16 protein-coding genes are annotated in these 19920 nt (G+C 71.6%); 9 read left to right on the top strand and 7 right to left on the bottom strand.

What is annotated here, in order from left to right:
* Positions 1-16 precede the first annotated feature (16 nt).
* The 5 genes from IPQ09_04540 (at position 17) to IPQ09_04520 (ending at position 4981) form a co-directional block, all read left to right on the top strand.
* Positions 17-379 carry a hypothetical protein gene (locus IPQ09_04540; protein MBL0193488.1) on the top strand — a complete coding sequence of 121 codons (363 nt, stop codon included), beginning with the start codon at positions 17-19 and terminating at the stop codon, positions 377-379.
* A gap of 489 nt (positions 380-868) precedes the next feature.
* Positions 869-1084, top strand: coding sequence for an acetyl-CoA carboxylase biotin carboxyl carrier protein subunit (locus IPQ09_04535; protein MBL0193487.1), 216 nt, complete (start codon positions 869-871; stop codon positions 1082-1084).
* Positions 1085-1352: 268 nt separating this feature from the next.
* Positions 1353-2141, top strand: coding sequence for a hypothetical protein (locus IPQ09_04530; protein MBL0193486.1), 789 nt, complete (start codon positions 1353-1355; stop codon positions 2139-2141).
* Positions 2142-2442: 301 nt separating this feature from the next.
* Positions 2443-3291, top strand: coding sequence for an RNA methyltransferase (locus IPQ09_04525; GenBank protein ID MBL0193485.1), 849 nt, complete (start codon positions 2443-2445; stop codon positions 3289-3291).
* Positions 3292-4186: 895 nt separating this feature from the next.
* Entirely contained in the window at positions 4187-4981 is a 795-nt protein-coding gene (locus tag IPQ09_04520) for a crotonase/enoyl-CoA hydratase family protein (GenBank protein MBL0193484.1), read from the top strand.
* Here IPQ09_04520 and IPQ09_04515 read toward each other — a convergent pair.
* Positions 4933-6171, bottom strand: a complete 1239-nt coding sequence (locus IPQ09_04515) for a DUF4388 domain-containing protein (protein MBL0193483.1) — start codon at positions 6169-6171, stop codon at positions 4933-4935. The genes IPQ09_04520 and IPQ09_04515 overlap by 49 nt on opposite strands.
* A gap of 102 nt (positions 6172-6273) precedes the next feature.
* Between IPQ09_04515 and IPQ09_04510 the strand changes: the two genes are divergently transcribed.
* Positions 6274-7206, top strand: coding sequence for a MoxR family ATPase (locus IPQ09_04510; GenBank protein MBL0193482.1), 933 nt, complete (start codon positions 6274-6276; stop codon positions 7204-7206).
* Between the two features lie 48 nt (positions 7207-7254).
* Here the strand turns inward: IPQ09_04510 and dnaE are convergent, their stop codons facing one another.
* Positions 7255-10857 (bottom strand): DNA polymerase III subunit alpha, encoded by a 3603-nt coding sequence (gene dnaE / locus IPQ09_04505; GenBank protein ID MBL0193481.1) that lies wholly within the window; start codon positions 10855-10857, stop codon positions 7255-7257.
* A gap of 357 nt (positions 10858-11214) precedes the next feature.
* Between dnaE and IPQ09_04500 the strand changes: the two genes are divergently transcribed.
* Positions 11215-12330, top strand: a complete 1116-nt coding sequence (locus tag IPQ09_04500; protein MBL0193480.1) for a hypothetical protein — start codon at positions 11215-11217, stop codon at positions 12328-12330.
* A 97-nt stretch (positions 12331-12427) separates the two neighbouring features.
* On the opposite strand, the gene IPQ09_04495 is transcribed toward IPQ09_04500, so the two are convergent.
* The 4 genes from IPQ09_04495 to IPQ09_04480 form a co-directional block, all read right to left on the bottom strand.
* Entirely contained in the window at positions 12428-14143 is a 1716-nt protein-coding gene (locus IPQ09_04495) for a hypothetical protein (GenBank protein ID MBL0193479.1), read from the bottom strand.
* Positions 14140-14610: a hypothetical protein gene (locus IPQ09_04490; GenBank protein ID MBL0193478.1), complete on the bottom strand. Its 471-nt coding sequence runs from the start codon at positions 14608-14610 to the stop codon at positions 14140-14142. Before IPQ09_04490 ends, IPQ09_04495 begins: the two co-directional genes overlap by 4 nt.
* A 226-nt stretch (positions 14611-14836) precedes the next feature.
* Entirely contained in the window at positions 14837-16366 is a 1530-nt protein-coding gene (locus IPQ09_04485; GenBank protein MBL0193477.1) for a GMC family oxidoreductase, read from the bottom strand.
* Positions 16363-17034, bottom strand: a complete 672-nt coding sequence (locus tag IPQ09_04480) for a gluconate 2-dehydrogenase subunit 3 family protein (protein MBL0193476.1) — start codon at positions 17032-17034, stop codon at positions 16363-16365. Before IPQ09_04480 ends, IPQ09_04485 begins: the two co-directional genes overlap by 4 nt.
* A gap of 71 nt (positions 17035-17105) precedes the next feature.
* Between IPQ09_04480 and IPQ09_04475 the strand changes: the two genes are divergently transcribed.
* Together IPQ09_04475 and IPQ09_04470 are read left to right on the top strand one after the other, a co-directional pair.
* Positions 17106-17750 (top strand): dephospho-CoA kinase, encoded by a 645-nt coding sequence (locus tag IPQ09_04475; protein MBL0193475.1) that lies wholly within the window; start codon positions 17106-17108, stop codon positions 17748-17750.
* Positions 17751-17831: 81 nt separating this feature from the next.
* Complete coding sequence (locus tag IPQ09_04470) at positions 17832-19337, top strand: sigma 54-interacting transcriptional regulator (protein MBL0193474.1); 1506 nt, start codon at positions 17832-17834, stop codon at positions 19335-19337.
* A 7-nt stretch (positions 19338-19344) separates the two neighbouring features.
* Here the strand turns inward: IPQ09_04470 and IPQ09_04465 are convergent, their stop codons facing one another.
* On the bottom strand, positions 19345-19815 hold the full coding sequence (locus tag IPQ09_04465) for a hypothetical protein (GenBank protein MBL0193473.1): 471 nt from the start codon (positions 19813-19815) through the stop codon (positions 19345-19347).
* Between the last annotated feature and the right edge of the window lie 105 nt (positions 19816-19920).

The following is a 19920-nucleotide window of genomic DNA, read 5'->3' as shown; positions in this document are numbered from 1 at the left end:
TGGTAGGTTCGTCGAGATGCGTCGTCCATGGCTGTTCGGCACCGGCCTCGCCCTCCTCTGCGCCGTGGCGCTCGCGTGCTCCGACGAGGCGAAGGTCCCCTCGGGCGAGGGCGGCGCGTGCGAGCTCATCGGTGACTGCGTGGAGGGCCTCGCGTGCGTGGCCTCGACCGGGCAGAGCGCCGGGCGCGTGTGCAAGAGGCTCGACCCGGCGCCACCCGGGCCCTTCGACGCGACGGCCGACGCTCCCACATCGGACGCCACGACCGACACGTCCGTCGACGCGCCGGCCGACGCGCGCGACGCCGCGCCCGACGCCGCACCCGATGCCGCGCCCGACGCCGCCGACGCTGCCCCCGCGGACGCCTCGCAGCCCGGCTAGAGCGCCGAACCGCTTGATGACCGAGGATTTTCGCCGAGTTGCGAGCCGTGCGAGGCGCGACGACGAGTCCTACTGCTGCTAGTCCCCTGGAGTCGTGGTTCGTATCAGAAGTCCGGTCTTCGGTGTCACTCCGAGGAGCGAGGGGGGGGAGCGAGGGGGTGCCCCGTCTTCGGCGGCGGCGGGCCTGTCCTCGACTCGGACGTCGTTCCGCGCGGTGGAGGCGGCGCTTTGCGCTCAGGGGACAGTGGTTTCGGGTGTGACCGCGCGAGAACGCCGACCCCTCGAACATGAGTATCCTCCCACCGCCGCCAAAAACGGGACCCCCCCTCGCTCCCTTGTGGCGAAAGGCCGAGCCGCGCGACTTCTGGAAGGGATCACGCTTCCAGGAGACTGGCGCGCGGCAGGAGCGCGGCGCCCGGCTCGCGAGGTCGCGGCCCCGCGCGGATCCACCTTACGTTCGGGGGTGTTTCCCTGTAAGGTCCGAGACCAATGCCAACCCCTGTCACCGCGCACATCACCGGCACCGTCTGGAAGATCGAAGTCAAGGTCGGCGACGAGGTCAACGAGGGCGACACCTGCGTCATCCTCGAGTCGATGAAGATGGAGATGCCCGTCGAGGCCCCCGTGAGCGGCAAGGTCGAGGCGATTCATTGCGCCGAGGGCCAGGCCGTCTCCGAGGACGCCGTGCTTCTCGTGCTCGCGTAAGCCAAGCCCGCGCCACCCCACGGAGTTCAACGAGTGCGCTTCGCCTCGTTCGCTCGCTCCGCGGCATCCTCCGTCGCGCGCCTCCGTTGCGCGTCTCCGTTGCTCAATTAACCGACCTTCGCTAGTTTTTCGTTGGGCTGCCCGCACGAGCAGGTATCATGCTCCTTCCCGGAGCGGCCTCCCCCTCCTCTCCCCTCACTCCTCGGCTCTGACCTCTCGGCACGCTCCCCGGCGCGGCCGGCCCCTCTACCCCTCGCGAGACTCCCAAATGGCGGAACAGAAAGAAAGCTCGGTTCTCTTCTCCCTCAAGGAGCTCATGAACCTGGAGGAGGACCGCATTCGCCAGGAGGAGGACGACAAGCAGAAGAAGGCGGACGCCGAGCAGCAAGCGCGGCTCGACGCCGAGCGTCGCGCGCTCGAGGCGGAGCAGAGCCGCATTCGCGCAGAGGACGAGGCCAGGCGCGCGGAAGAGCTCCGCGCCCGCGAGGAGGCCGCGCGGCTCGAGGCGATGCGCCTCGCGACGGTCGAGAGCGCTCGCGTCGCCGCCGAGCAGCAGGCCCGGCTCGCCGCCCAGAAGGAAGCCCAAGAGCACGAGCAGAAGCTCACGGCCATCAAAGAGAGCCAGGGCAAGAAGAAGATCACGTACATCGCCGTGGGCGTCGGCGCGGTCGCGCTCCTCGGCCTCATCGGCGGCGGCTTCGCGCTGAAGAGCCAGGCCGACAAGCAGGCGCTCGCCGACAAGCAGCACCAGATCGAGCAGGCGGAGCTGCAGGCCAAGCTCGACAAGCTCGAGGCGCAGGCCAAGGCGGACGAAGAGGAGCGCAAGAAGCTCAGCGCCGACCTCGTCAACATGACCGGCGAAGCGAAGAAGGCCGCCGAAGCCCGGCTCGCGGCCCTCGACGAGCAGAAGAAGAAGAACCAGTCGGCGATTCAGGCCGTCAAGGGCGGCGGCGGCGGCGCCGTGGCTGCCCCGGCGGTGCACAAGGTCGTCTGCCGCAGCGGCGGCAAGGTCGTACCGTCGTGCCAGGCGGGCGATCCGCTCTGCTCTTGCCTCTAGGCCCCGATCTCCGTCGCCAGGGCGGCCTCCACGTGGACCTCGTCCAAGCGCTCGATATTGTTCCTATTCCTAATGAGCTCCGTGCGCCCTCCAAGCAGGATGCGCCTCGCTCGGTGGGGTCCGGCGGCCGGGCGCGAGCCCCAACGGGCCCCTCTCCGCGTGAACCTGCAGTGAGCACCGAACCCCGAGCCCGAGGCGAGGTGTCGCCGTGAACGAGCACGACCGCCGCAGGCGGCCCGGGCCACCCGGGCCCGCCGGGCGCCCCGGCGCCCCAAAGAAGTTCTACCCGCCGCGGCGCGCCGTGGAGGGGCCACCTCCCGAGGGGCGCCTCATTTGCGGGCTCCAGCCGGTGCGCGAGGCGGTGCGGGCCCACGGCGCGCGGTTGCTCCGCCTCATTCTGGAGGAGAGCGCGTCGCCCACCCTCGACGCCCTCGGCCGCTTCGCCACCGATCAAGGGGTCTCGGTCGAGCGCGAGCCTCGCGGAGCGCTGGACCAGCGCGCGCTCGGCGCGCGACACCAGGGCGCCGTAGCCTACGCCCCAGCGCTCGAGGTGCTCGCCTCCACGGCGGAGGTGACCGCGAGCGGCATGCCCCTGGTCCTCTGCCTCGACGAGCTCGAAGATCCCCAAAATTTCGGCGCGATCGTGCGCTCGGCGGTCGCGCTGGCGGCGAGCTGTGTGGTGTGGCCCGAGCACCACTCGGCGCCCCTCAGCGCGGCGATGTTCCGCGCTTCGGCGGGAGCCGTGGAGCACGCATGCCTCGTGCGCGTGCCTGCCCTCCCGAGCGAGCTGCTGGCGCTCCGCGATCGAGGGGTCGTGGTCGTGGGCCTCGACGCCGACGCGAAGCACACGCTCTCCGACCTGGACCTCCGCGGCCCAATCGCCGTCGTCGTCGGCTCCGAGGGGCGCGGCCTCCGCAAGCCGGTCAAGCAGGCGTGCACGCGCCTCGCTCGGCTCCCGATGACCAAGCTGCTCGGGTCGCTCAACGCGTCCGTCGCGGCGGCCATCGCCCTCTATGAAGTGGGTCGCCAGCGAAGCGCCGGATCGTCAACCTCGGACGCGCCGACCGACGAGAGCTGCGGCGAGCGCCGCGGCGAGGACGGGGGCGAAGACACTCCCGACGGCGATGAGCCGTGCCCGCCCTCCGCCTGAGCGCCGCTTGACTCCGCTGTAGGCGCGCTCGCCGCGAAGTGCGCGAACAGCGCCCGCGCCGCCGCGCGATCGTCGCCACGAGCGCCGACCGTGAGGGCCCCGGCGCGCAGGGCGCGCGGCACACGCAGCGCCTCCGCGAGCGCCTCGAACTCCGGGAGAAACGCGGCCTCTTCCTCCGCGGTGAGCGCGCCGCGGGTGCGCTCGAAGCTCGGGCTCTTGCCAAGCGAGTGGGCGGCCTCCGCCTGCGCCCGCCCGAGCGCCCGCCGCGTCGCCATCTTGAGCTTCATCACCACCGCCGCGAAGGCGAACACGGGCGACCCGTTCGTGTCCGCGCCGACGGCGTCGAGCTCGGCCGAGAAGCGCGCGTCGTGCCGCGCGAGGAGGCCGCCGAGCCCCGCCGAGATGCCGCCGTGCAGGAGCCGAAAGAAGCCCACCTGTGCGCGGTGACTGGGGGGGTCGAAGAACTTTGCCAAATGCTCGATATCATGGATACAAAACGCGAACGTGGTCGCGTACGGGCCCAGCGGCGCGCCGGGGGGCAGCAGCGACACGCAGCGGCGCCCCTCGGCCTGGAGCGCGAGCACTTCGCGAGGCGCGAACGGGCGCTCGGCGACCACGGCGACGTGGCTGCCGCGGGCGAGCCCGATCACCGCCGCGCGCCCCGCCTCCGAGAGGCCGCGCACGCGCCGCGCGCTGAGCACCTCCAGGGCTCCACCGAGCCCACGCGCATCGGCGCCGCCATCCCCGCCATCCCTTCCCCGCCCACCCCGGCCGCACCATAGGCGCGCGCCGTGGACCCGTGCGCCCTCGCGCAGAACGAACGCGGCGACGGCCTCGGCGTCGCGGAGTCGGATCGAGTCGCTCACCACGGGTCTCGGGGCTAGCCTCTCTCGCCATGACCGTCCACTCGATCCGCACCGGCCACGTGACCACCGTCGTCCTCGCCCGGCCCGAGGTGCGGAACGCCGTCGACCGCGACACGGCGAGTGCGCTCGCCGACGCCTTCCGCGCCTTCGAGGCGGATCCCGAGGCGCGCGTGGCGGTGCTCACGGGCGACGGCGGGACCTTCTGCGCGGGCGCCGACCTCCGGGCCCTGGCGGAGGGCCGAGGCAATGACGTGGCGCCGGGCGGCGACGGTCCGATGGGCCCCACCCGCATGGCCTTCACGAAGCCGGTGATCGCCGCGATCGAGGGCTACGCGGTCGCCGGCGGCCTCGAGCTTGCGCTCCTGTGTGATCTGCGCGTGTGCGCGGAGGACGCGGTGTTCGGTGTATTCTGCAGGCGCTTCGGGGTGCCGCTCATCGACGGCGGGACCGTGCGGCTCCCCCGGCTCATCGGGCTCGGCCGCGCGCTCGACCTCATCCTCACCGGGCGCCCCGTGCCCGCCGCCGAAGCGCTCGCGATGGGGCTGGCGAGCCGGGTGGTGCCCCGCGGTGAGGCGAGGCGCGCGGCGGAGGCGCTCGCGAAGCAGCTCGCCGCGCTCCCCCAGACGTGCATGCGCAACGACCGCCGGTCCACGTACGAGCAGGAGGGCGTCACGCTGGAGTCGGGGTTGCGACGCGAGCTCGAGCTCGGCCTCGAGACCCTCGCTTCAGAGGAGGGGCTCGAGGGCGCGCGCGCGTTCGCGGCCGGGAGCGGGCGTCACGGTTCCGACGCCCAGGCGTTGGCGCCCCGCAGCGGCGCCAAGTAGCGCTTCACGGTCTGCAGGAGCGCGTCCACCTCGCCGCGGCTGATGAGCGACTCGGCCTGAAAGAGCGCGAAGTTGGTGTAGTCGTCCATGAGCGACACGAGCCACGCGTCCGGATCGTCGCCCGCGAGCGCCGCGACGTTTCGCGCGAGGCGGTCCGCGTTGAGGGTGCCGTCGGGGGCCGGGCCGGCGCCCATGAAGAGTGGGTCGTACATGCCGCCGCCGGTCGCGAACCGTGAGAGGCCGTCCCGGAGCTCGGCGCCCCGCTTCGCGGCGTCGCAGGTCTCGTGCACGGCGGCGAGCGCGGGGTTGAAGACCTCGATGATGGCCTCGGGGCCGCGCGGGCGCTGGGCCGACAGGTGCACGTACCCGCCGCTCGTGAGCTGGAACATCGCGCGCGTCACCTCGAACTCGAGCTGACCGACGAGACGCCCGATCTCGGTGACGCTCGCCTTTCCGTCACACTGCTCGAAGACGGCGCGGAGCTCGTCCGGCGGGCGCTTGCCCGGCACCGGGATCGGCACGTAGGAGCCGTTCGGCACGCGCTCGCGGAAGTACCGCATCTCGTCGACCCGGCGCGCGCCCTCCATGAGGAGCGCGGAGGCGCTCAGCTGGTGGCGCTGCACGACCGAGCTCTCCTCGAACCCGTCGAAGAAGAAGAAGCTCCCGACCGCCACCTGGAGCGCGCCGTAGAGCACCTCCTCCACCTGGCGCGCCATCATGGGATAGAGGGTGCCGGCGTTCACGAAGTCGAGCTCGATGGCCGACTCGCCCAGGCGCTTGCCGGTGCGCGACGACGACGTCACGATGTGTTCGAGCTGGTCGCGCGTGAGCACGCCGAATCGGTAGAGGATCTCGCCGAGCCGCTCGTCCGGCACCGTCGTCACGGCCCCGAGCACGACGCCCTGGTCGAAATACACGGTGCGCGACCCGGCCTCGGCCTCCACGTGGAGGGCGCCCCGCCACTGCGCCTGCGTGATGAGGCTCACGATGTCGTAGAGCGCCCCCGGCGCCTTGATCTCCCCCGCGATCCGCAGGGTCGCGGCGCCCGCGCAGAAGAGCAGCACGTTCGCCGGACAAGGCACGAGACGAAGCTCGCCCGGTCGCGCCCGGAGCTCTTGGCTCGCCGCGCGACCCACGGGGTGGATGGTTCCCGTGTGATCCACCCGCACCACTGCGTCCCGGTCAGCCATCGTCTGGGAAAGCCTACCAGCCACGCGACATAACTCGTAAAATGTGGGACCGTTTTGCCGCCGCGGCCTCCTCCGCGACGGGCGGCGAGCGGAGAGAGCCCCATGACGACGCCTTTTCGCTCGTTCGACAGCCCGGAAGCGCTCACGAAGGCGCTCGCCTCCACGTACCTGGTCGACGACCGCACGGCGCTCCTCGCCTACCTCGCGCTCGCCCTAGGACGCCCCCTCCTCTGCGAGGGGCCGGCGGGCGTCGGCAAGACCGAGCTCGCGACCGCCCTGGCGACCGCCCTCGCCCGGCCGCTCGTGCGGCTGCAGTGCTACGAGGGGCTCGACGAGGGCAAGGCGCTCTACGAGTGGGACTACGGCAAGCAGCTGCTCTACACGCAGCTGCTCCGCGACACCGTGGCCGAGAAGACCCGCGGCGCGGGGGGAATCGACGAGGCCGTCGAGCGGCTGGTCACCGAAGCGAGTGTATTCTACAGCGATCGCTTCCTGGTGCCTCGACCGCTCCTCGCCGCGGTGAGGTCCGCAGAGCCCGTGGTGCTGCTGGTCGACGAGGTCGACCGCGCCGACCCCGAGTTCGAGGCGCTGCTCCTCGAGGTGCTGGCCGAGGGTCAGATCACCGTGCCGGAGCTCGGCACCTTCCGGGCCCAGCACCCACCGCTCGTCGTGCTCACGACGAACGGCTCACGCGACATGAGCGACGCGCTTCGCCGGCGCTGCGTGCACGCCTACCTCGACTACCCGAGCCCCGCCCGCGAGGTGGCGATCCTGGAGCTGCGGGTGCCGGGCCTCGCGCGTGGGCTCGCCGCCCGGCTCGTCGACTTCGTGGTCGGGCTCCGGTCGCTCGACCTCCGGAAGGCGCCCTCCATCAGCGAGACCCTCGACTGGGCGCGCGCGCTCGTGGTGATGGGCAAGAGCGCCCTCGACCCGGCGCTGTGCGAGGCGACCCTCTCTCTCCTCGTGAAATACGAGGAGGACCGCGAGAAGGCCGAGGCCCGCCTCGGCGAGCTCCTCCGTGCGCCCGCGCCGTGAGGCTGCGCGACGCGGCCCCTTCGGCGCGGCGCGCTGGTCGCGCCGTCGCTACCTGAGGTCGGCGACCTGCTCGCCGAACACCCGCTCGAGCCCGGAGAGCACCGTGTCGCCCACCTCGACCCGAAAGCGGCGTCCGAGCACGAGGAGCGCCTCCGAGCCGTCCGCGAGGGCGACGATCAGGGTCACCTGCGTGTCGCCCGGCGAGGCCGTGAGCACCTCGGCCATGCGCGCGAGCTCGCGCTCGGTGGTCCGCTTCTCGCCGAGCCGTATCTGCACTTGGCGGGTGTCGGCCCGCACCACGTCGGCGAGTGGGACGGCCTCGTTGAAGAAGAGCGTGGGTTCGCGGGGCCCGTCGTCGGCGTCGTCGGGCGCGTCCTCGTCTCGCCGCGGGAAGCTCACCTTGCCCGTGACGACGACCGGTTCGCCCGCGGTGAGCACGTGCGCGTACGCCTCGATCGCGCTCGAGCGGAGCTTCACGTTCACGCGACCGGTGAGGTCCTCGATCTCGAAGAAGGCGATCTTGCCGCCGCCATCACGGAGGATCTTCTCACGGTAGCCCTCCACCATTCCCACGACCTTCACGAGCGCCCAGTCCTGCATGCCGGCGAGCTCGGAGAGGGGCGAGGCGCCGAGCTTCCCCAGTGAGTGCGCGCCGCGCAGGTACCGCTCGAGCGGGTGGCCCGACACGTAGAACCCGAGCGACTGCCGCTCGCGAACCAGGGCCTCGCGGCGATCCCACGCGTCGCACTCGACGTAGTCGCCACGCGACGACGCCGCCCCCTTCGGCGCGCCCGCGTCGAAGAGCCCGAAGAGGTTCGTCTGGCCCCGCTCGCGGTCGCGGCTCGCAGAGCGGCTTCGTTCGAGGGCGATCTCGATCGAGCCGAAGGCGCGCGCGCGGTGGATCCCGTCGACCGAGAGCACCCCATCGAACGCGCCGCACTGCACGAGCGCCTCGAAGACGCCCTTGTTGATGCGCTTCGCGTCGACCCTCGACCCGAAGTCGAACAGGTCGGCGAACGCACCGCCCGCCGCGCGGGCCTCGAGCAGGGCCTCGAGCGCCGCGCCCCCGAGCCCGCGCACCGCGCCGAGCCCGAAGCGGATCTGCGGCCCGCACGGGTCCTTCACGCGCTCGGCCCGGCCGACCCGGCGGTTCCCCTCCGGATGCGTGTAGACTACCTTAAAATCGATGTCGCTCTCGTTCACGTCGGGCGGGAGCACCGTCATGCTCATCGCGCGCGCGTCGGCGACGGTGCGCACGACCTTGTCGATGCGCTCTTTGTCGCTCGTGAGGATGCCGCAGAGCAGCTCCACCGGGTAGTGCGCCTTCAGGTAGGCGGTCTGGTAGGTGATGAGCGCGTACGCCGCCGAGTGGCTCTTGTTGAAGCCATAGCCCGCGAAGTACTCGAGCAGGCCGAAGATGTGCTCGGCGTCCTTCTCCTCGACGTTCTGGCCACGGGCTCCTTCGAGGAAGATCCCTTTCTGCTTGGCCATCTCCTCGGGCTTCTTCTTGCCCATCGCGCGCCGCAGGAGGTCGGCGCCGCCGAGCGTGTAGCCCGCGAGCGCCTGCGCGATCTGCATGACCTGCTCTTGGTAGACGATCACGCCGTACGTGGGGAGCAGCAGGTGGTCTACGAGCGGGTGCATCTTGGCGATCGCCTTGCGCCCGTTCTTGCAGTCGACGAAGTCCTTCACCATGCCGCTGCCGAGCGGGCCGGGGCGGTAGAGAGCCACGGCGGCGACGATGTCCTCGAAGCAGTCGGCGCGGAGGTCTTTGAAGAGCTGCTGCATGCCGCTCGACTCGAGCTGGAACACGCCCTTGGTCTCGCCCGAGCCGAGGAGCTGGTAGGTGGCCTTGTCGTCGAGCGGGATGGCCGACACGTCGAACGGCACGCCGCGCCGCACGACGTCGGGGCGCGCGTTGATGAGGCGCTGCGCGATGTCGACGACCGTGAGCGTCTTCAGGCCGAGGAAGTCGAACTTGACGAGGCCAGCCTGCTCGACGTCGTCCTTGTAGTACTGCGTGACGTACGCGCCGGTCTTCTCGTCGCGGAACACGGGCACGTGGTCCCACAGCGGGCCCTCGGCGATGACGACGCCCGCGGCGTGTTTGCCGGCGTGCCGCGTGAGCCCCTCGAGCTTCTGGGCCTGGGTGAGCAGCTCCCGCGTGACGGGCTCGGTCTCGAAGCGCGCGCGCAGCTTGGGCTCGAGCTCGAGGCTCTCGGCGATCGTGTAGGTCTCGGCGGGCGTCTTCTGGGGGATGAGGTTGGCGATGGCCTGCGCGTCCATCGGCGAGATCGAGAGCCCACGCGCGACGTCCTTGATGACGCTCTTGGCCTTCAGCTCGGCGAACGTGGCGATCTGCCCCACGCTCTCTTCCCCGTATTTCCGCTGCACGTACGCGATCACCTGGTCGCGACGGTCCATACAAAAATCGATGTCGAAGTCGGGCATGCTGACCCGCTCCGGGTTCAAGAACCGCTCGAAGAGCAGGTTGTACGGGAGCGGATCGAGGTCGGTGATGCGCAGCGAGTAGGCGACGAGCGAGCCCGCGCCGGAGCCGCGCCCGGGCCCCACGGGGATGCCCTGCTGCTTCGCGAAGCGGATGAAGTCCCACACGATGAGGAAGTACCCGGGGAACTTCATCTTGCAGATGACGTCGAGCTCCCAGAGCAGGCGAGCCCGGTAGGTCTCGGGGTCGACGCGCTTTCCCGCGCGCGCGAGCTCGCGGAGGCGGTCCTCGAGCCCCTCGCGCGAGACGTGACGGAAGTACCCCTCGGCGTCGCCCTTGTCGAAGCCGTCCGGGATGGGGAAGCTCGGGAGCATGGGCTCGCCGAGCTTCAGCTTGAGCGCCGAGCAGCGCTCCGCGATCTCGAGGGTGCTCCGGAGGGCGTCGGGGCGGCCCTCGAAGAGCCGCGCCATTTCCTCGGGGCTCTTGAGGTACATCTCGCTCGAGCCGTGGTGCCGGTCCTTCGAGTCTTGGTAGGAGCGCCCCGTCTTGATGCACGAGAGCGTGAGGTGCGCCTCGGCGTCGTCCCGCGCTCCGTAGTGCACGTCGTTGGTCGCGACGAGCGGCAGATCGACGCGCTTCGCGAGGTCGCACAAGATCCCGTTCAAGATGGGCTGCTCGGGCAGCCCGTGATCTTGCAGCTCGACGTAGAGGCTACCCGGGTCGAACAGCTCCTTCAGCCGGCCGAGCGCGCGATAGCCAGCCTCGACGCCCTCCTCGAGGACGGCCTGCGCGACCACCCCGCCCATGCAGCCCGTCGTGGCGACGAGGCCGCGGGTGCGCCCCTCGAGCGTGTCGAGCGAGAGCGTGGGCGCGCCGGCCGGCCCGCTCGCCTCGGGGGCGACGTGCCCTCGGGACACGAGCCAGACGAGGTTCTTGTAGCCCTCGTTCGACGCGGCGAGCATCGGCAGGTGGTGGGCGTGACCGCGCGCGGCGATCTCGAGCTCGCACCCGAGGATCGCCTGCACGCCGGCCTCCTTCGCGGCCTTGTAGAAGGTGATCGCCCCGAACATGTTGCCGTGGTCGGTGACCGCGACGGCCTTCATGCCGGCGGCGCCCACGCGCTTGACGAGGTTCTTCACTTTGATGGCCCCGTCGAGCATCGAGTACTGCGTGTGCACGTGCAGGTGGACGAACTCGGCCATCGCACCACCGGTAGCAAGCCTTCCCCGCATGAGACAAGGAGCGGCAGAGACGAAGGAGCGCGCGCGACAACGAACGAGCGCGGCGCGGAAGCGAGCGTCGAGTGACGCCCCGCGTTAGGGCGCGGCCGCTCGCGATGGGCTACGGTGTCGGGTGTATCGGCATGGAATGCTTGAATTGAGCGCGCGGCCAGCGGTATTCTGCCGCGTCGCGCTCGCGTCGCGGAGCCGTCGCTCACGTGCCGCACACAGACGATTCACGGAGGCCGGGTGAGCCTGCGGGATCGCGGCTCACACTCCGGCTCGAAGCGGCCGTCACCCGTATCTCGCTTGTCCACGTTCTCGAGGAGGCACTTTCGCATGAAGCTTTTTACTGGACTGGCCCTGTGTGGCCTTGGGCTTACCACCGCCATCTTTAGCGTTCAGGGCTGTAGCTCCGACCCCGCCACCACGGGCGACGGCGGCACCTCGACAGGCGGCGCCTCCAAGCGCCCGCCGGGCAAGGAAGGCGCGGCGACCACCTCGACCGACCTCAAGTACTACGCGCTGAAGACGATCCAGCTTGGCGACACCGACCGAGGCGGCGCCCCGAGCCAGACGGCGTGGAAGAGCTACGGGTACGACATCGACGGCGTCGCCTCCACGGCGACCTCGGCCGACCACTGCAAGCTGAAGGGCGGCGCACCCACCAAGGTGAAGGCCGACGGCACCGACGGCACCGACAACTCGTTCGGCGCCAACATCCTCCCCATCATCACCACGGCGTCGCCCGACGCGGCGAAGTCGATCAACGACAGCCTCCTGAAGGGCACTTTCACGGTCATCATCGAGACCAAGGGCCTGAACGCCGAGGCGACCCAGACCAACACCGGCCTCAGCGGCCAGCTCTTCGCGGGCGGCGAGATGGCCGCCCCGCCGAAGTGGGACGGCAACGACGAGTGGTCGGTCCTCCCCGCGCTCCTCGCGGACGGCAAGAGCGTCGCGGGCGGCTCGAAGGTGAAGTTCGGCGACTCCTACGTGAACAAGGGCGTGTTCGTGAGCGGCTCGGACGCGACGGTCACCCTGAGCCTCTCGATCCAGGGCGCGTCGCTCGACCTCAACATCAACAAGGCGACGATCTCCTTCAAGAAGCCGGCCGGCGCGGACATCAACGCGACGGAGGGCACCATCGCCGGAGTCCTCGGCACCGAGCAGCTCATCAGCGAGCTCCGCAAGGTGGCCGGGCGCGTCTCCACGACCCTCTGCGAGGGCAGCACGTTCGACAACATCGCGGCCCAGATCCGCCAGGCGTCGGACATCGGCGCGAACGGCGCGAACGCGGCCGCGGGCGAGTGTGACGGCATCTCCATCGGCATCGGCTTCACCGCCACCGCCGTGAAGCCGCCGACGAAGGTCGTCCCCCCGGGCCCCGTGGGCGCGGATCCCTGCAAGGCCACCCCGGACGCGGGCCCGGCCGACGCGCCCAGCGGCGGCTGACCCTCAAGCTCGCCTGACGCCCGAGACCCCCGCTCGCACCGGCGACCGGGGGTCTCGCTTTTTTGTCGCTCACGGCGCGCTCCGTCGCCGCGGGCGACTACGGAGGCCCGGACGACGTCGACGGCGACGGGAACGACGACGACGACGACGAGGAGCGCGCGCGCTCCGCGCTCCCCCGCACCTTTCGGTAGAGGCGGAACGTGCGGGCGACCCCGGCGATCTCCCACTCGGGCCCGGGTGGGCTCTCCGCGAACGGGAGCACGTCGCCGTGGGTGAGGACGAAGTCGAAGTAGTCGCCGTCGCGCGCGTTGTCGAAGGCCCGCGGATCGCCCCATGTCATGGGGTTCGGCGGGAGCCACTCGGGGCGGTAGTGAACGGGCCAGTGGGGCATCTCGCTGAACGAAAACGACGCGATGCCCCCGTACCGCGCCCTGTAGTAGCTGCCGTAGTGGAGCAGGACGTTCGCGTTCGCGCGGGTGGAGTATCCGGCGTAGTCGAGGGACAGCAGCCGCGAGCCGCGCGGCATTCGCCGGAGGAGATCGTCGAAATTGCCCACCTCTTCGCGCTCGAACGCGCGCACCTCGTAGGCGGCATTGGCCGCGAGGCCGATCGAGAGGGCGAAGCTGAGCCCGTGAAGCGCGCGCGCGCTTCGGGTCCTCCGCGGCGCGGGGAGCAGCACGGCGAAGACCGCGAAGAACACCGACATTCGGACGTCCAGCAAGAACGCGTACGCGCCCACCTGGGCAGGCATCGTGAAATAGTTCACCGCCGCGACGGCGAAGAGCGCGAGCGCCGGCCAGGTCCGCCACGACGGACGCACCTCTCGGAGCTTCGCGACCCTCGCCAGGACGGCCTTCAAGCGGGAGCCCGCCGGCGCCTGGGGCCAGCGCTCGCCCCGCCCACCGAGGCCGTGCACAAGGAGCGCGACGAGCACCGCGACGAGGGCCCAGCCGAGGACGTCGTCCGTCTTCGTCCGGAACAGGTCGAAGAGCCACTGAGGGAGCTTGCGGAGCACGGTGAGCCGCGGCTGGTAGACGATGCCCCCCTTGCCTTCGTGGTTGGCGCCGGCGCGGCCCGCGAGCGCGAACGACACCGCGCACGCGAGCGAGGGAAGCAGCCACACGAAGCGCTTGGGGAGCGTCGTCATGCGCCGCAGCAGCTCGGCCCGGGCCGTGAAGTTGGCGAGCCGCGCGCGGGGCAAAGCGGGGAGCAAGACGCCGAGCACGACGGCCTGGGCCAGGAACAACGCGAACGAAGACAGGTGCAAGTACAAGATCGCGACCGACAGCGCGGCGAGCCCGAAGCTCCGCGCCCGCGTCGGCGCTCGCGACTGCCGCACCACCTCCGCGAGCGCGAAGAGCACGAGCGGCACGGAGGCGACGAAGTTGAGCAGGCCGACGGTGAGGTTCTGAGTCCAGAAGAGCGCCGGCCCGAAGAGCGCGAGACGCGGATCGCGCCGAAGCGCGACGAGGAGCGACCGGAGCCCGTACGGATAGGCGAGCCCGACGAGCGCCATCATCGCCAGGTTTGCGCGCTCGGCGCTGCCCGTGACGAGGGACAGCGCTGCGCCGACCGCGTGGTACAGCCAGTAGGGGGTCTCGTTGACGCGGGCGAGCGTGAAGTACTCCTGCGAACGCCAGGAGGGGTCCCAGTAGTGCCGAATCGTCGCCATGGCCGCGACGTGCTCCGGCAGGTCCGACATCGGCAGATGGCGAGCCAAGAACAGCGGCACGATCCCCGCGACCGCGGCGATGGCCAGCACGACGTGGGGCCGCACCGCCGCGCGGAGACTCGACGCCGCGCGGACGCTCAAGGGGCGGCGACGTCGCGAGTGGTCGTCGGGACCAGCTCGCACCGTGAGCCACGCCGGGTGCAGCGGGTGACGGAGTGCTCCACACCACACGCGGCTCCCGCCGCCGAGGGAGGCGACTGGAGCCAGCGCGCGTCGCCGGCGCAGTCGTTCACTCCGTAGGGCATCGTCACGTCGGGATACGGCGAGCCGCCGTATCCCGATCGCTCGCCGCAGACGCTGTCGCTCCCCAAGTACCCGCACTGGGCGTAGTCGAGGCAGAGCGACGAGCTCCCCCCAACGTCCATACAGCGGAGCCCGGGGTCGCAGTTGCCGTTGGCCGTGCACTCCTGCCGGCAGGCGCCGTTGAAGCTGCGCTCGCCCGGGCTACACCCCGGGGCGCCGCCCGGACCGGGCTCCGTGGGGGCCACGAGACAGGCCGCGAGGAAGATGGCCGTGAGCGCCGAGCCCGCGAGGAGAAATCGCTTCAATGGGACCTCGTAAAGGGAGCGAGAGAGCCGAAGGGAAGGAGAAGCCGTGTGCCGGTCGTCGGCACCCGTGGAGTCTTGTAGCACTGTTCGTGCCGCGTCAGATCTCCCCGAATCATTAGGGGAATTCGACGCTGAGGGTCCCGCGAAGCCGCGCGGATGGCACTCGCTGGCACGGCGCGCTGCACACCTCCCGGCGTGGCGCGCGATGTGCCGCGCCACCATGGTTTCAGCGGCGCGCGGCCGCGACGATGTGCGGCGAGAGGTGCAGCGCGAACGCGTAGATGCTGATCTGCGGTGGCCCGCCGAGGCTCGTGGGGAAGAGCGAGCCGTCCGCGACGAAGAGCCCTCCCACCTGGTGGTGCTCGCCCTGCGAGCTCACGACCGACACGCGTGGATCGTCGCCCAGGCGCAGCGTCCCCATGGGGTGCACTGCCGAGAGCGGAACGCCGTGAGGGCGAACGAACGACGTATCGAGGGCGTCGAGCTCTCGGGCGCTCGTGACACGGACGGGCGGCACCGCCGGGATCGTGACCTCCGTCGCACCGGCCGCGAACAAGAGCCGCGCGCACGCGACCAGACCCCGCGCGAGGGCGGCGCGATCGGCCTCGATCATGCGGTACTGGATCTTCGGCGATGAGCCCTCGCTCCGCGGCGCGACCTCGCCGGCCGTCTCGTCGTGCAGCATCGCGGTGAGCACCGCGAGCTTGCGGTAGCGGCGCATCGCGGCCATGTGCGCCTTGCCAAAGCCCGGCAAGGTGGTGGCGGTGCCGATCGGGTGCGCGAACGCCGGGATGATCCAGGTGCGCTTCGGGCTCCCCTCCTCGAACGAGAGGTGCTCGGTGCACTCCACCGACTGGGGGATGCCCTTGTGGCCCGCGACGTCGTGCTCGAAGAGCCCCGCGACCACGGCGCCCGGGTGCATTCGCAGGCGCTTCCCCGCCTGCCTGTGCGGATCGGGCAGGCCGCTCGCGAGGACGAGCTCGGCCGAACCGACGGCGCTCGCCGCGAGCACCACGACCCTCGCGCGAATCGTGTAGTGTGCAAGTGTCTCGCCGTCGTCGCCGCGCGCTTCGCCGCGGACGCCGGTGGCGCGACCGTCGCGGGTGGTGATTTCCGTCACGCGCACGTCCGAGTAGAGCCGCGCGCCGTGCGACTCGGCGTCGGGGAGGAGCACCTTCAGCGCGTTCTGCTTGGCGTCGTAGGCGCAGCCGAGCTCGCAGAACCCGCTCTGCTGGCAGCCCACCCGGTTGTGCATCAGCACGCCCGCGCGCCACCCGAGGGCCGCCGCGCCGCGCCGGAGCAGGTCGTTGTTCGCGTTCACGGCGGCCTCGGGGATCGGCGCCACCGACAGATCGCGCTCGATCGCCTCGAAGCTCTTCGCGAGGTCGCGCGGGCGCGCGCCCGAGACGCCATATTTCTCTGCCCAGAGGTCGAGGATGGGATCGGGCGTCCGCTTGCACAGGTTCGTGTTGTGCACGGTGCTGCCGCCGACGCCACGCCCCTGGAGGACGCGGATGGCGCGGTCCTGCGTGAGCCGCCCGCCGCCCTCCTGGAAGAGCTTCGGGAACATCTGCTCTTCGCGCTGCGAGAAGTCGCGCCATGTGTGGTGCCCGCCCTCTTCGAGCCCGATCACCGAGAGGCCGGCGCGCGCACACTCGCGGAGCACGACGCTGCCGCCGGCCCCCGTGCCGACCACGACGACGTCCGCCTCGAGGGTCACCTCGCCGCGCGACTGCCTCCCGCTCTCGACCTTCAAGGTCCGCCCCCGCCCGGCGCTTGCGTGGCCCGCGCAGGTTGGGGTGGCAGCGTCGGCCCCTCGTACCCGAGCAGCGGCCAGGTGCGCGCGTCGCGGTAGTACCCCATGAAGACGAGCGCGCGCAGCCCGTCGAACGCGCCCGCGAAGAGCCCGCCTGCTCGCTCGAGCCACGCGAGCGCGGCGTCCTGCGCCTCCGGGCCGAGGTTCGTGAAGCGGCGTCGGTGTCCCGCGCGCAGCGGGGCGAGGTGCTCGACCACGCCGAGCAGGCCGCCCACGTCGGCGCGGAGCCCTGCAGGCATTCGCGTGACGTAGTCGTCGACGAAGCCCGCGACGTCGACCGCGTCGGCGGTGGGCGCGTCCGGCGAGTCGGGGTCGACGATGCGCCGCGCGGCCGCCGCGACGACGAGGTACTGCCAGGGCGAGAGCGAGACCAGCTTCACGCCCGGGGGCAGGCGGTAGCCCGAGGTCCGCACGGCAGCGACGACCGCGCCGACGCCGACGAGGGCCCCGGCGACGATCTTCGCCGCGCGGCGGCGCCCGGTCTTCGCTGGCGCCTTCGGTGGCTTCGCGGCGCCCTCGGCGGGCGACTCCGACGCGTCGCGACGCGTGGCCAGGCTGTCGCGCTCGGGCGGCTCCACCGGGCGACGATGCAAGGGTTTCGCCGCCATGGCAAGGGCTTGCCCGTCGCAGGGCCCCCTCGGGCCTTGCGCCGCCGGTGCGCAGGCCCCAAGAAGGTTCGATGCACCTCTTCGGCCTCACGGGTGGCATCGCCTCTGGCAAGAGCGCTGTCGCCGCGCGGTTCCGCGCTCGCGGCGTGCCCGTCGTCGACGCCGACCAGCTCGCGCGTGACGTGGTGTTGCCCGGCACGCCAGGCCTCTCCGCCGTGGTCGAGGCGTTCGGCGCCGGCGTGCTCGACGCCGACGGCGCGCTGGATCGGAAGCGGCTCGGTGAGCTCGTGTTCAAGGACGAGGCGGCCCGGCGCACCTTGAACGCGCTGCTCCACCCCCGCATCGCCCAGGCCGGGGTCGCGCGGGCGGCCGAGCTCGCCGCGCGCGGGGAGCCGCTCGCCTGCTACGAGGCCGCGCTCCTCGTCGAGAACGGCCTCGCCGACGCGTTCCGGCCGCTGGTCGTCGTCGCGGCGTCGCCCGCGGTCCAGGCGGCGCGGGTCGGCTCGCGCGACGCGCTCGACCGGGAGGCCGCCCTCGCCCGCATCGCCGCGCAGATGCCCCTCGAGGACAAGGTGCGGGCGGCCGACCTCGTGATCACGAACGAGGGGACGGTGGAGGCCCTCACGTCCGCCGCCGACGACGCGCTGCGGGAGGTGCTCACGCGCACCAGCGTCGATCCCGCGCGCTATTTTTCACGCGATCCCGGCGCTCCTTGAGGCGCGACCGCCGCGCGCGGACCCGTCGGTGGGGCGCGCTCGCGACGCCCGCGCGGCGATGCTAGGCTCCGGAGCGCGGCCATGGTCGTGACGAAGCAGCACACGGGCGTCTCGTCGCCCTACGCCGACGACAGCCTCCCCCCGGGCGCGGTGCGTGCGGCGGCGCGCCCGGGCCTCGTGCTGCTCTACGCACCGAACTACGAGCACCTGCACCCGGCCTACCCCTTTGGCCCACACGACATCACGATTGGCCGCGACCCTGTGCACTCGGTCTGCATCCCCGAGCAGGCCGTGAGCCGGTTGCACGCGCGCATTCGGCGGGAGGGCGACGCCTACGTGCTCACCGACCTCGGCAGCCGCAACGGCACGCTCGTCGACGGCCGGCACGTGCAGGAGATCGTCCTCGAGCCGCTCTCGGAGGTGCGCGTCGGCGACGCGATCTTCAAGTTCGTGGACGATGGCGCCGACGTGGCCGCGTCGTACCGCATCGACGGGATGGTGGCGGGCCAGCGCCGCGCCCGCGCCTTCCGTGAGCTCGTCGGGGGAGCCCGGGTGGACGGCATCGCCGCCGACATCGAGCGCATCGCGGCGACGGAGCTGTCGTGCGTGGTGCTCGGCGAGACGGGCACCGGCAAAGAGGTCGTCGCGCGCGGGATCCACGCCCTGTCGGGACGCCGCGGCTCGTTCCAGGCGATCAACTGCGCCGCCATCCCCCAGAACCTCCTCGAGAGCGAGCTGTTCGGCTACCGTCGGGGCGCGTTCTCAGGCGCCGATCGCGACAAGCCCGGCCTCATCCGGCTCGCCGACGGCGGCACGCTCTTCCTCGACGAGATCGGCGACATGCCCATCGAGGCGCAGGCGAAGCTCCTGCGCGTGCTCCAGTCGCGCGAGGTATTTCCGCTGGGCGCGACCATGCCGGAGCGCGTCGACATTCGGGTCGTGTGCGCGACCCACCGCGATCTCTACGGCCACGCGCGCGACGGACGCTTTCGCGGCGATCTCCTCGCCCGCCTCAACGAGCACGCCGTGCGCCTGCCGCCCCTCCGCGAGCGCAAAGAGGACGTCCTCCTGCTCATGCGCAGCTTCTTCGCGAGGTATGGGCGCCCGGACGCGCGCTTCACCTTCTCGTTCATGGTGGCGCTCCTCCACTACGACTGGCCCTTCAACGTCCGAGAGCTCGAGAGCTGCGTGAAGCGCGGCCTCGCGATCACCGATACCGAGGCGCTCGACACGCCGCACCTCCCCGACGCCATCGCCGAGGTCATGCGCGGCTACGGCAACAAGTCGGCGCGCGAGGGGCTCCCGAGCGTGCTGCCTCCCGCGCCGCACGGCCTGCTCCCGCCGAATCTCCCCATCTTCTCGCCGCCCTTCCCGCAGTCCGCCGCGCCTGGCTCGCCGCCGTCCGCCCCGGCCTCGTCGGCCACCTCTCCGCGGTCGGGCGGCCCCTCCGAGCCGGAGCTCCGGGCGGTCCTGGCGAAGCACGCCGGCAACGTCGCCGCGGTCGGGCGCGAGCTCGGCAAAGAGCGCATGCAGATCCATAGGTGGCTGAAGAAATTTGGGATCTCGCTCGACGACTACCGCGGGTAGCGTGCGCTCACTGGCCGCCTGACTCTTCGCCTATCGCGGCCACCCGCAGGCCCTCGTCCTCGCGACGGACGAGGAGCACGAGGGTGTCGCCGAACAGAGGGTCACCCCCGATTCGGGCGACGAGCACCGGCACCCGGAGGAGCAGATCGCCCTCGCGCATCTCACGCGGACGCTGCCGCGCGTCGAGGTCCACGTAGCGGTGCCGCTCGAGGCGGTCGAAGCGCGCGGGCTCGAGGCCCGCGATGCGCTGGTACTCGTAACGCCGGAGGCGCGCCCGAAACGCCTCGATCGGGCGGCCACCCGCGTGGCCGAGCAGCGTCGCGTCCGCGCTGAGGAGGCGGGTCAGCGCCTCGACGTCCTCACGCTCCCACGCGAGGAAATAGCGCCGCACGAGCGCGCCGAGCGCGCGGTCGTCGGGCGGCTCATGGAGGGCCGCGATGGGCAAGGCCGCGTCGCTCCGCGCGACGGAGTCCGGCATCGCCGGCGCGGGCTCGAGCACGACGCCATCGGGCCGACGAGGCGCCTTCGGGAGCTCCGTGACGGTCGGGAACGTGCCTCCGCCGCAGGCGAGCGCGAGCGTCGC

The organism is Myxococcales bacterium (assembly GCA_016720545.1).
In the GTDB taxonomy this organism is placed as follows: domain Bacteria; phylum Myxococcota_A; class Polyangia; order Polyangiales; family Polyangiaceae; genus JAAFHV01.
This window is presented reverse-complemented; position numbering and strand designations above follow the sequence as displayed.

What these genes read in the sequence shown, in the direction of transcription:
- IPQ09_04540 (MBL0193488.1), top strand. Translation starts at nt 17, where the DNA reads ATGCGTCGTCCATGGCTGTTCGGCACCGGCCTCGCCCTCCTCTGCGCC.
- IPQ09_04535 (MBL0193487.1), top strand. Translation starts at nt 869, where the DNA reads ATGCCAACCCCTGTCACCGCGCACATCACCGGCACCGTCTGGAAGATC.
- IPQ09_04530 (MBL0193486.1), top strand. Translation starts at nt 1,353, where the DNA reads ATGGCGGAACAGAAAGAAAGCTCGGTTCTCTTCTCCCTCAAGGAGCTC.
- IPQ09_04520 (MBL0193484.1), top strand. Translation starts at nt 4,187, where the DNA reads ATGACCGTCCACTCGATCCGCACCGGCCACGTGACCACCGTCGTCCTC.
- IPQ09_04515 (MBL0193483.1), bottom strand. Translation starts at nt 6,171, where the DNA reads ATGGCTGACCGGGACGCAGTGGTGCGGGTGGATCACACGGGAACCATC.
- IPQ09_04510 (MBL0193482.1), top strand. Translation starts at nt 6,274, where the DNA reads ATGACGACGCCTTTTCGCTCGTTCGACAGCCCGGAAGCGCTCACGAAG.
- dnaE (MBL0193481.1), bottom strand. Translation starts at nt 10,857, where the DNA reads ATGGCCGAGTTCGTCCACCTGCACGTGCACACGCAGTACTCGATGCTC.
- IPQ09_04500 (MBL0193480.1), top strand. Translation starts at nt 11,215, where the DNA reads ATGAAGCTTTTTACTGGACTGGCCCTGTGTGGCCTTGGGCTTACCACC.
- IPQ09_04480 (MBL0193476.1), bottom strand. Translation starts at nt 17,034, where the DNA reads ATGGCGGCGAAACCCTTGCATCGTCGCCCGGTGGAGCCGCCCGAGCGC.
- IPQ09_04475 (MBL0193475.1), top strand. Translation starts at nt 17,106, where the DNA reads ATGCACCTCTTCGGCCTCACGGGTGGCATCGCCTCTGGCAAGAGCGCT.
- IPQ09_04470 (MBL0193474.1), top strand. Translation starts at nt 17,832, where the DNA reads ATGGTCGTGACGAAGCAGCACACGGGCGTCTCGTCGCCCTACGCCGAC.
- IPQ09_04465 (MBL0193473.1), bottom strand. Translation starts at nt 19,815, where the DNA reads ATGCCGGACTCCGTCGCGCGGAGCGACGCGGCCTTGCCCATCGCGGCC.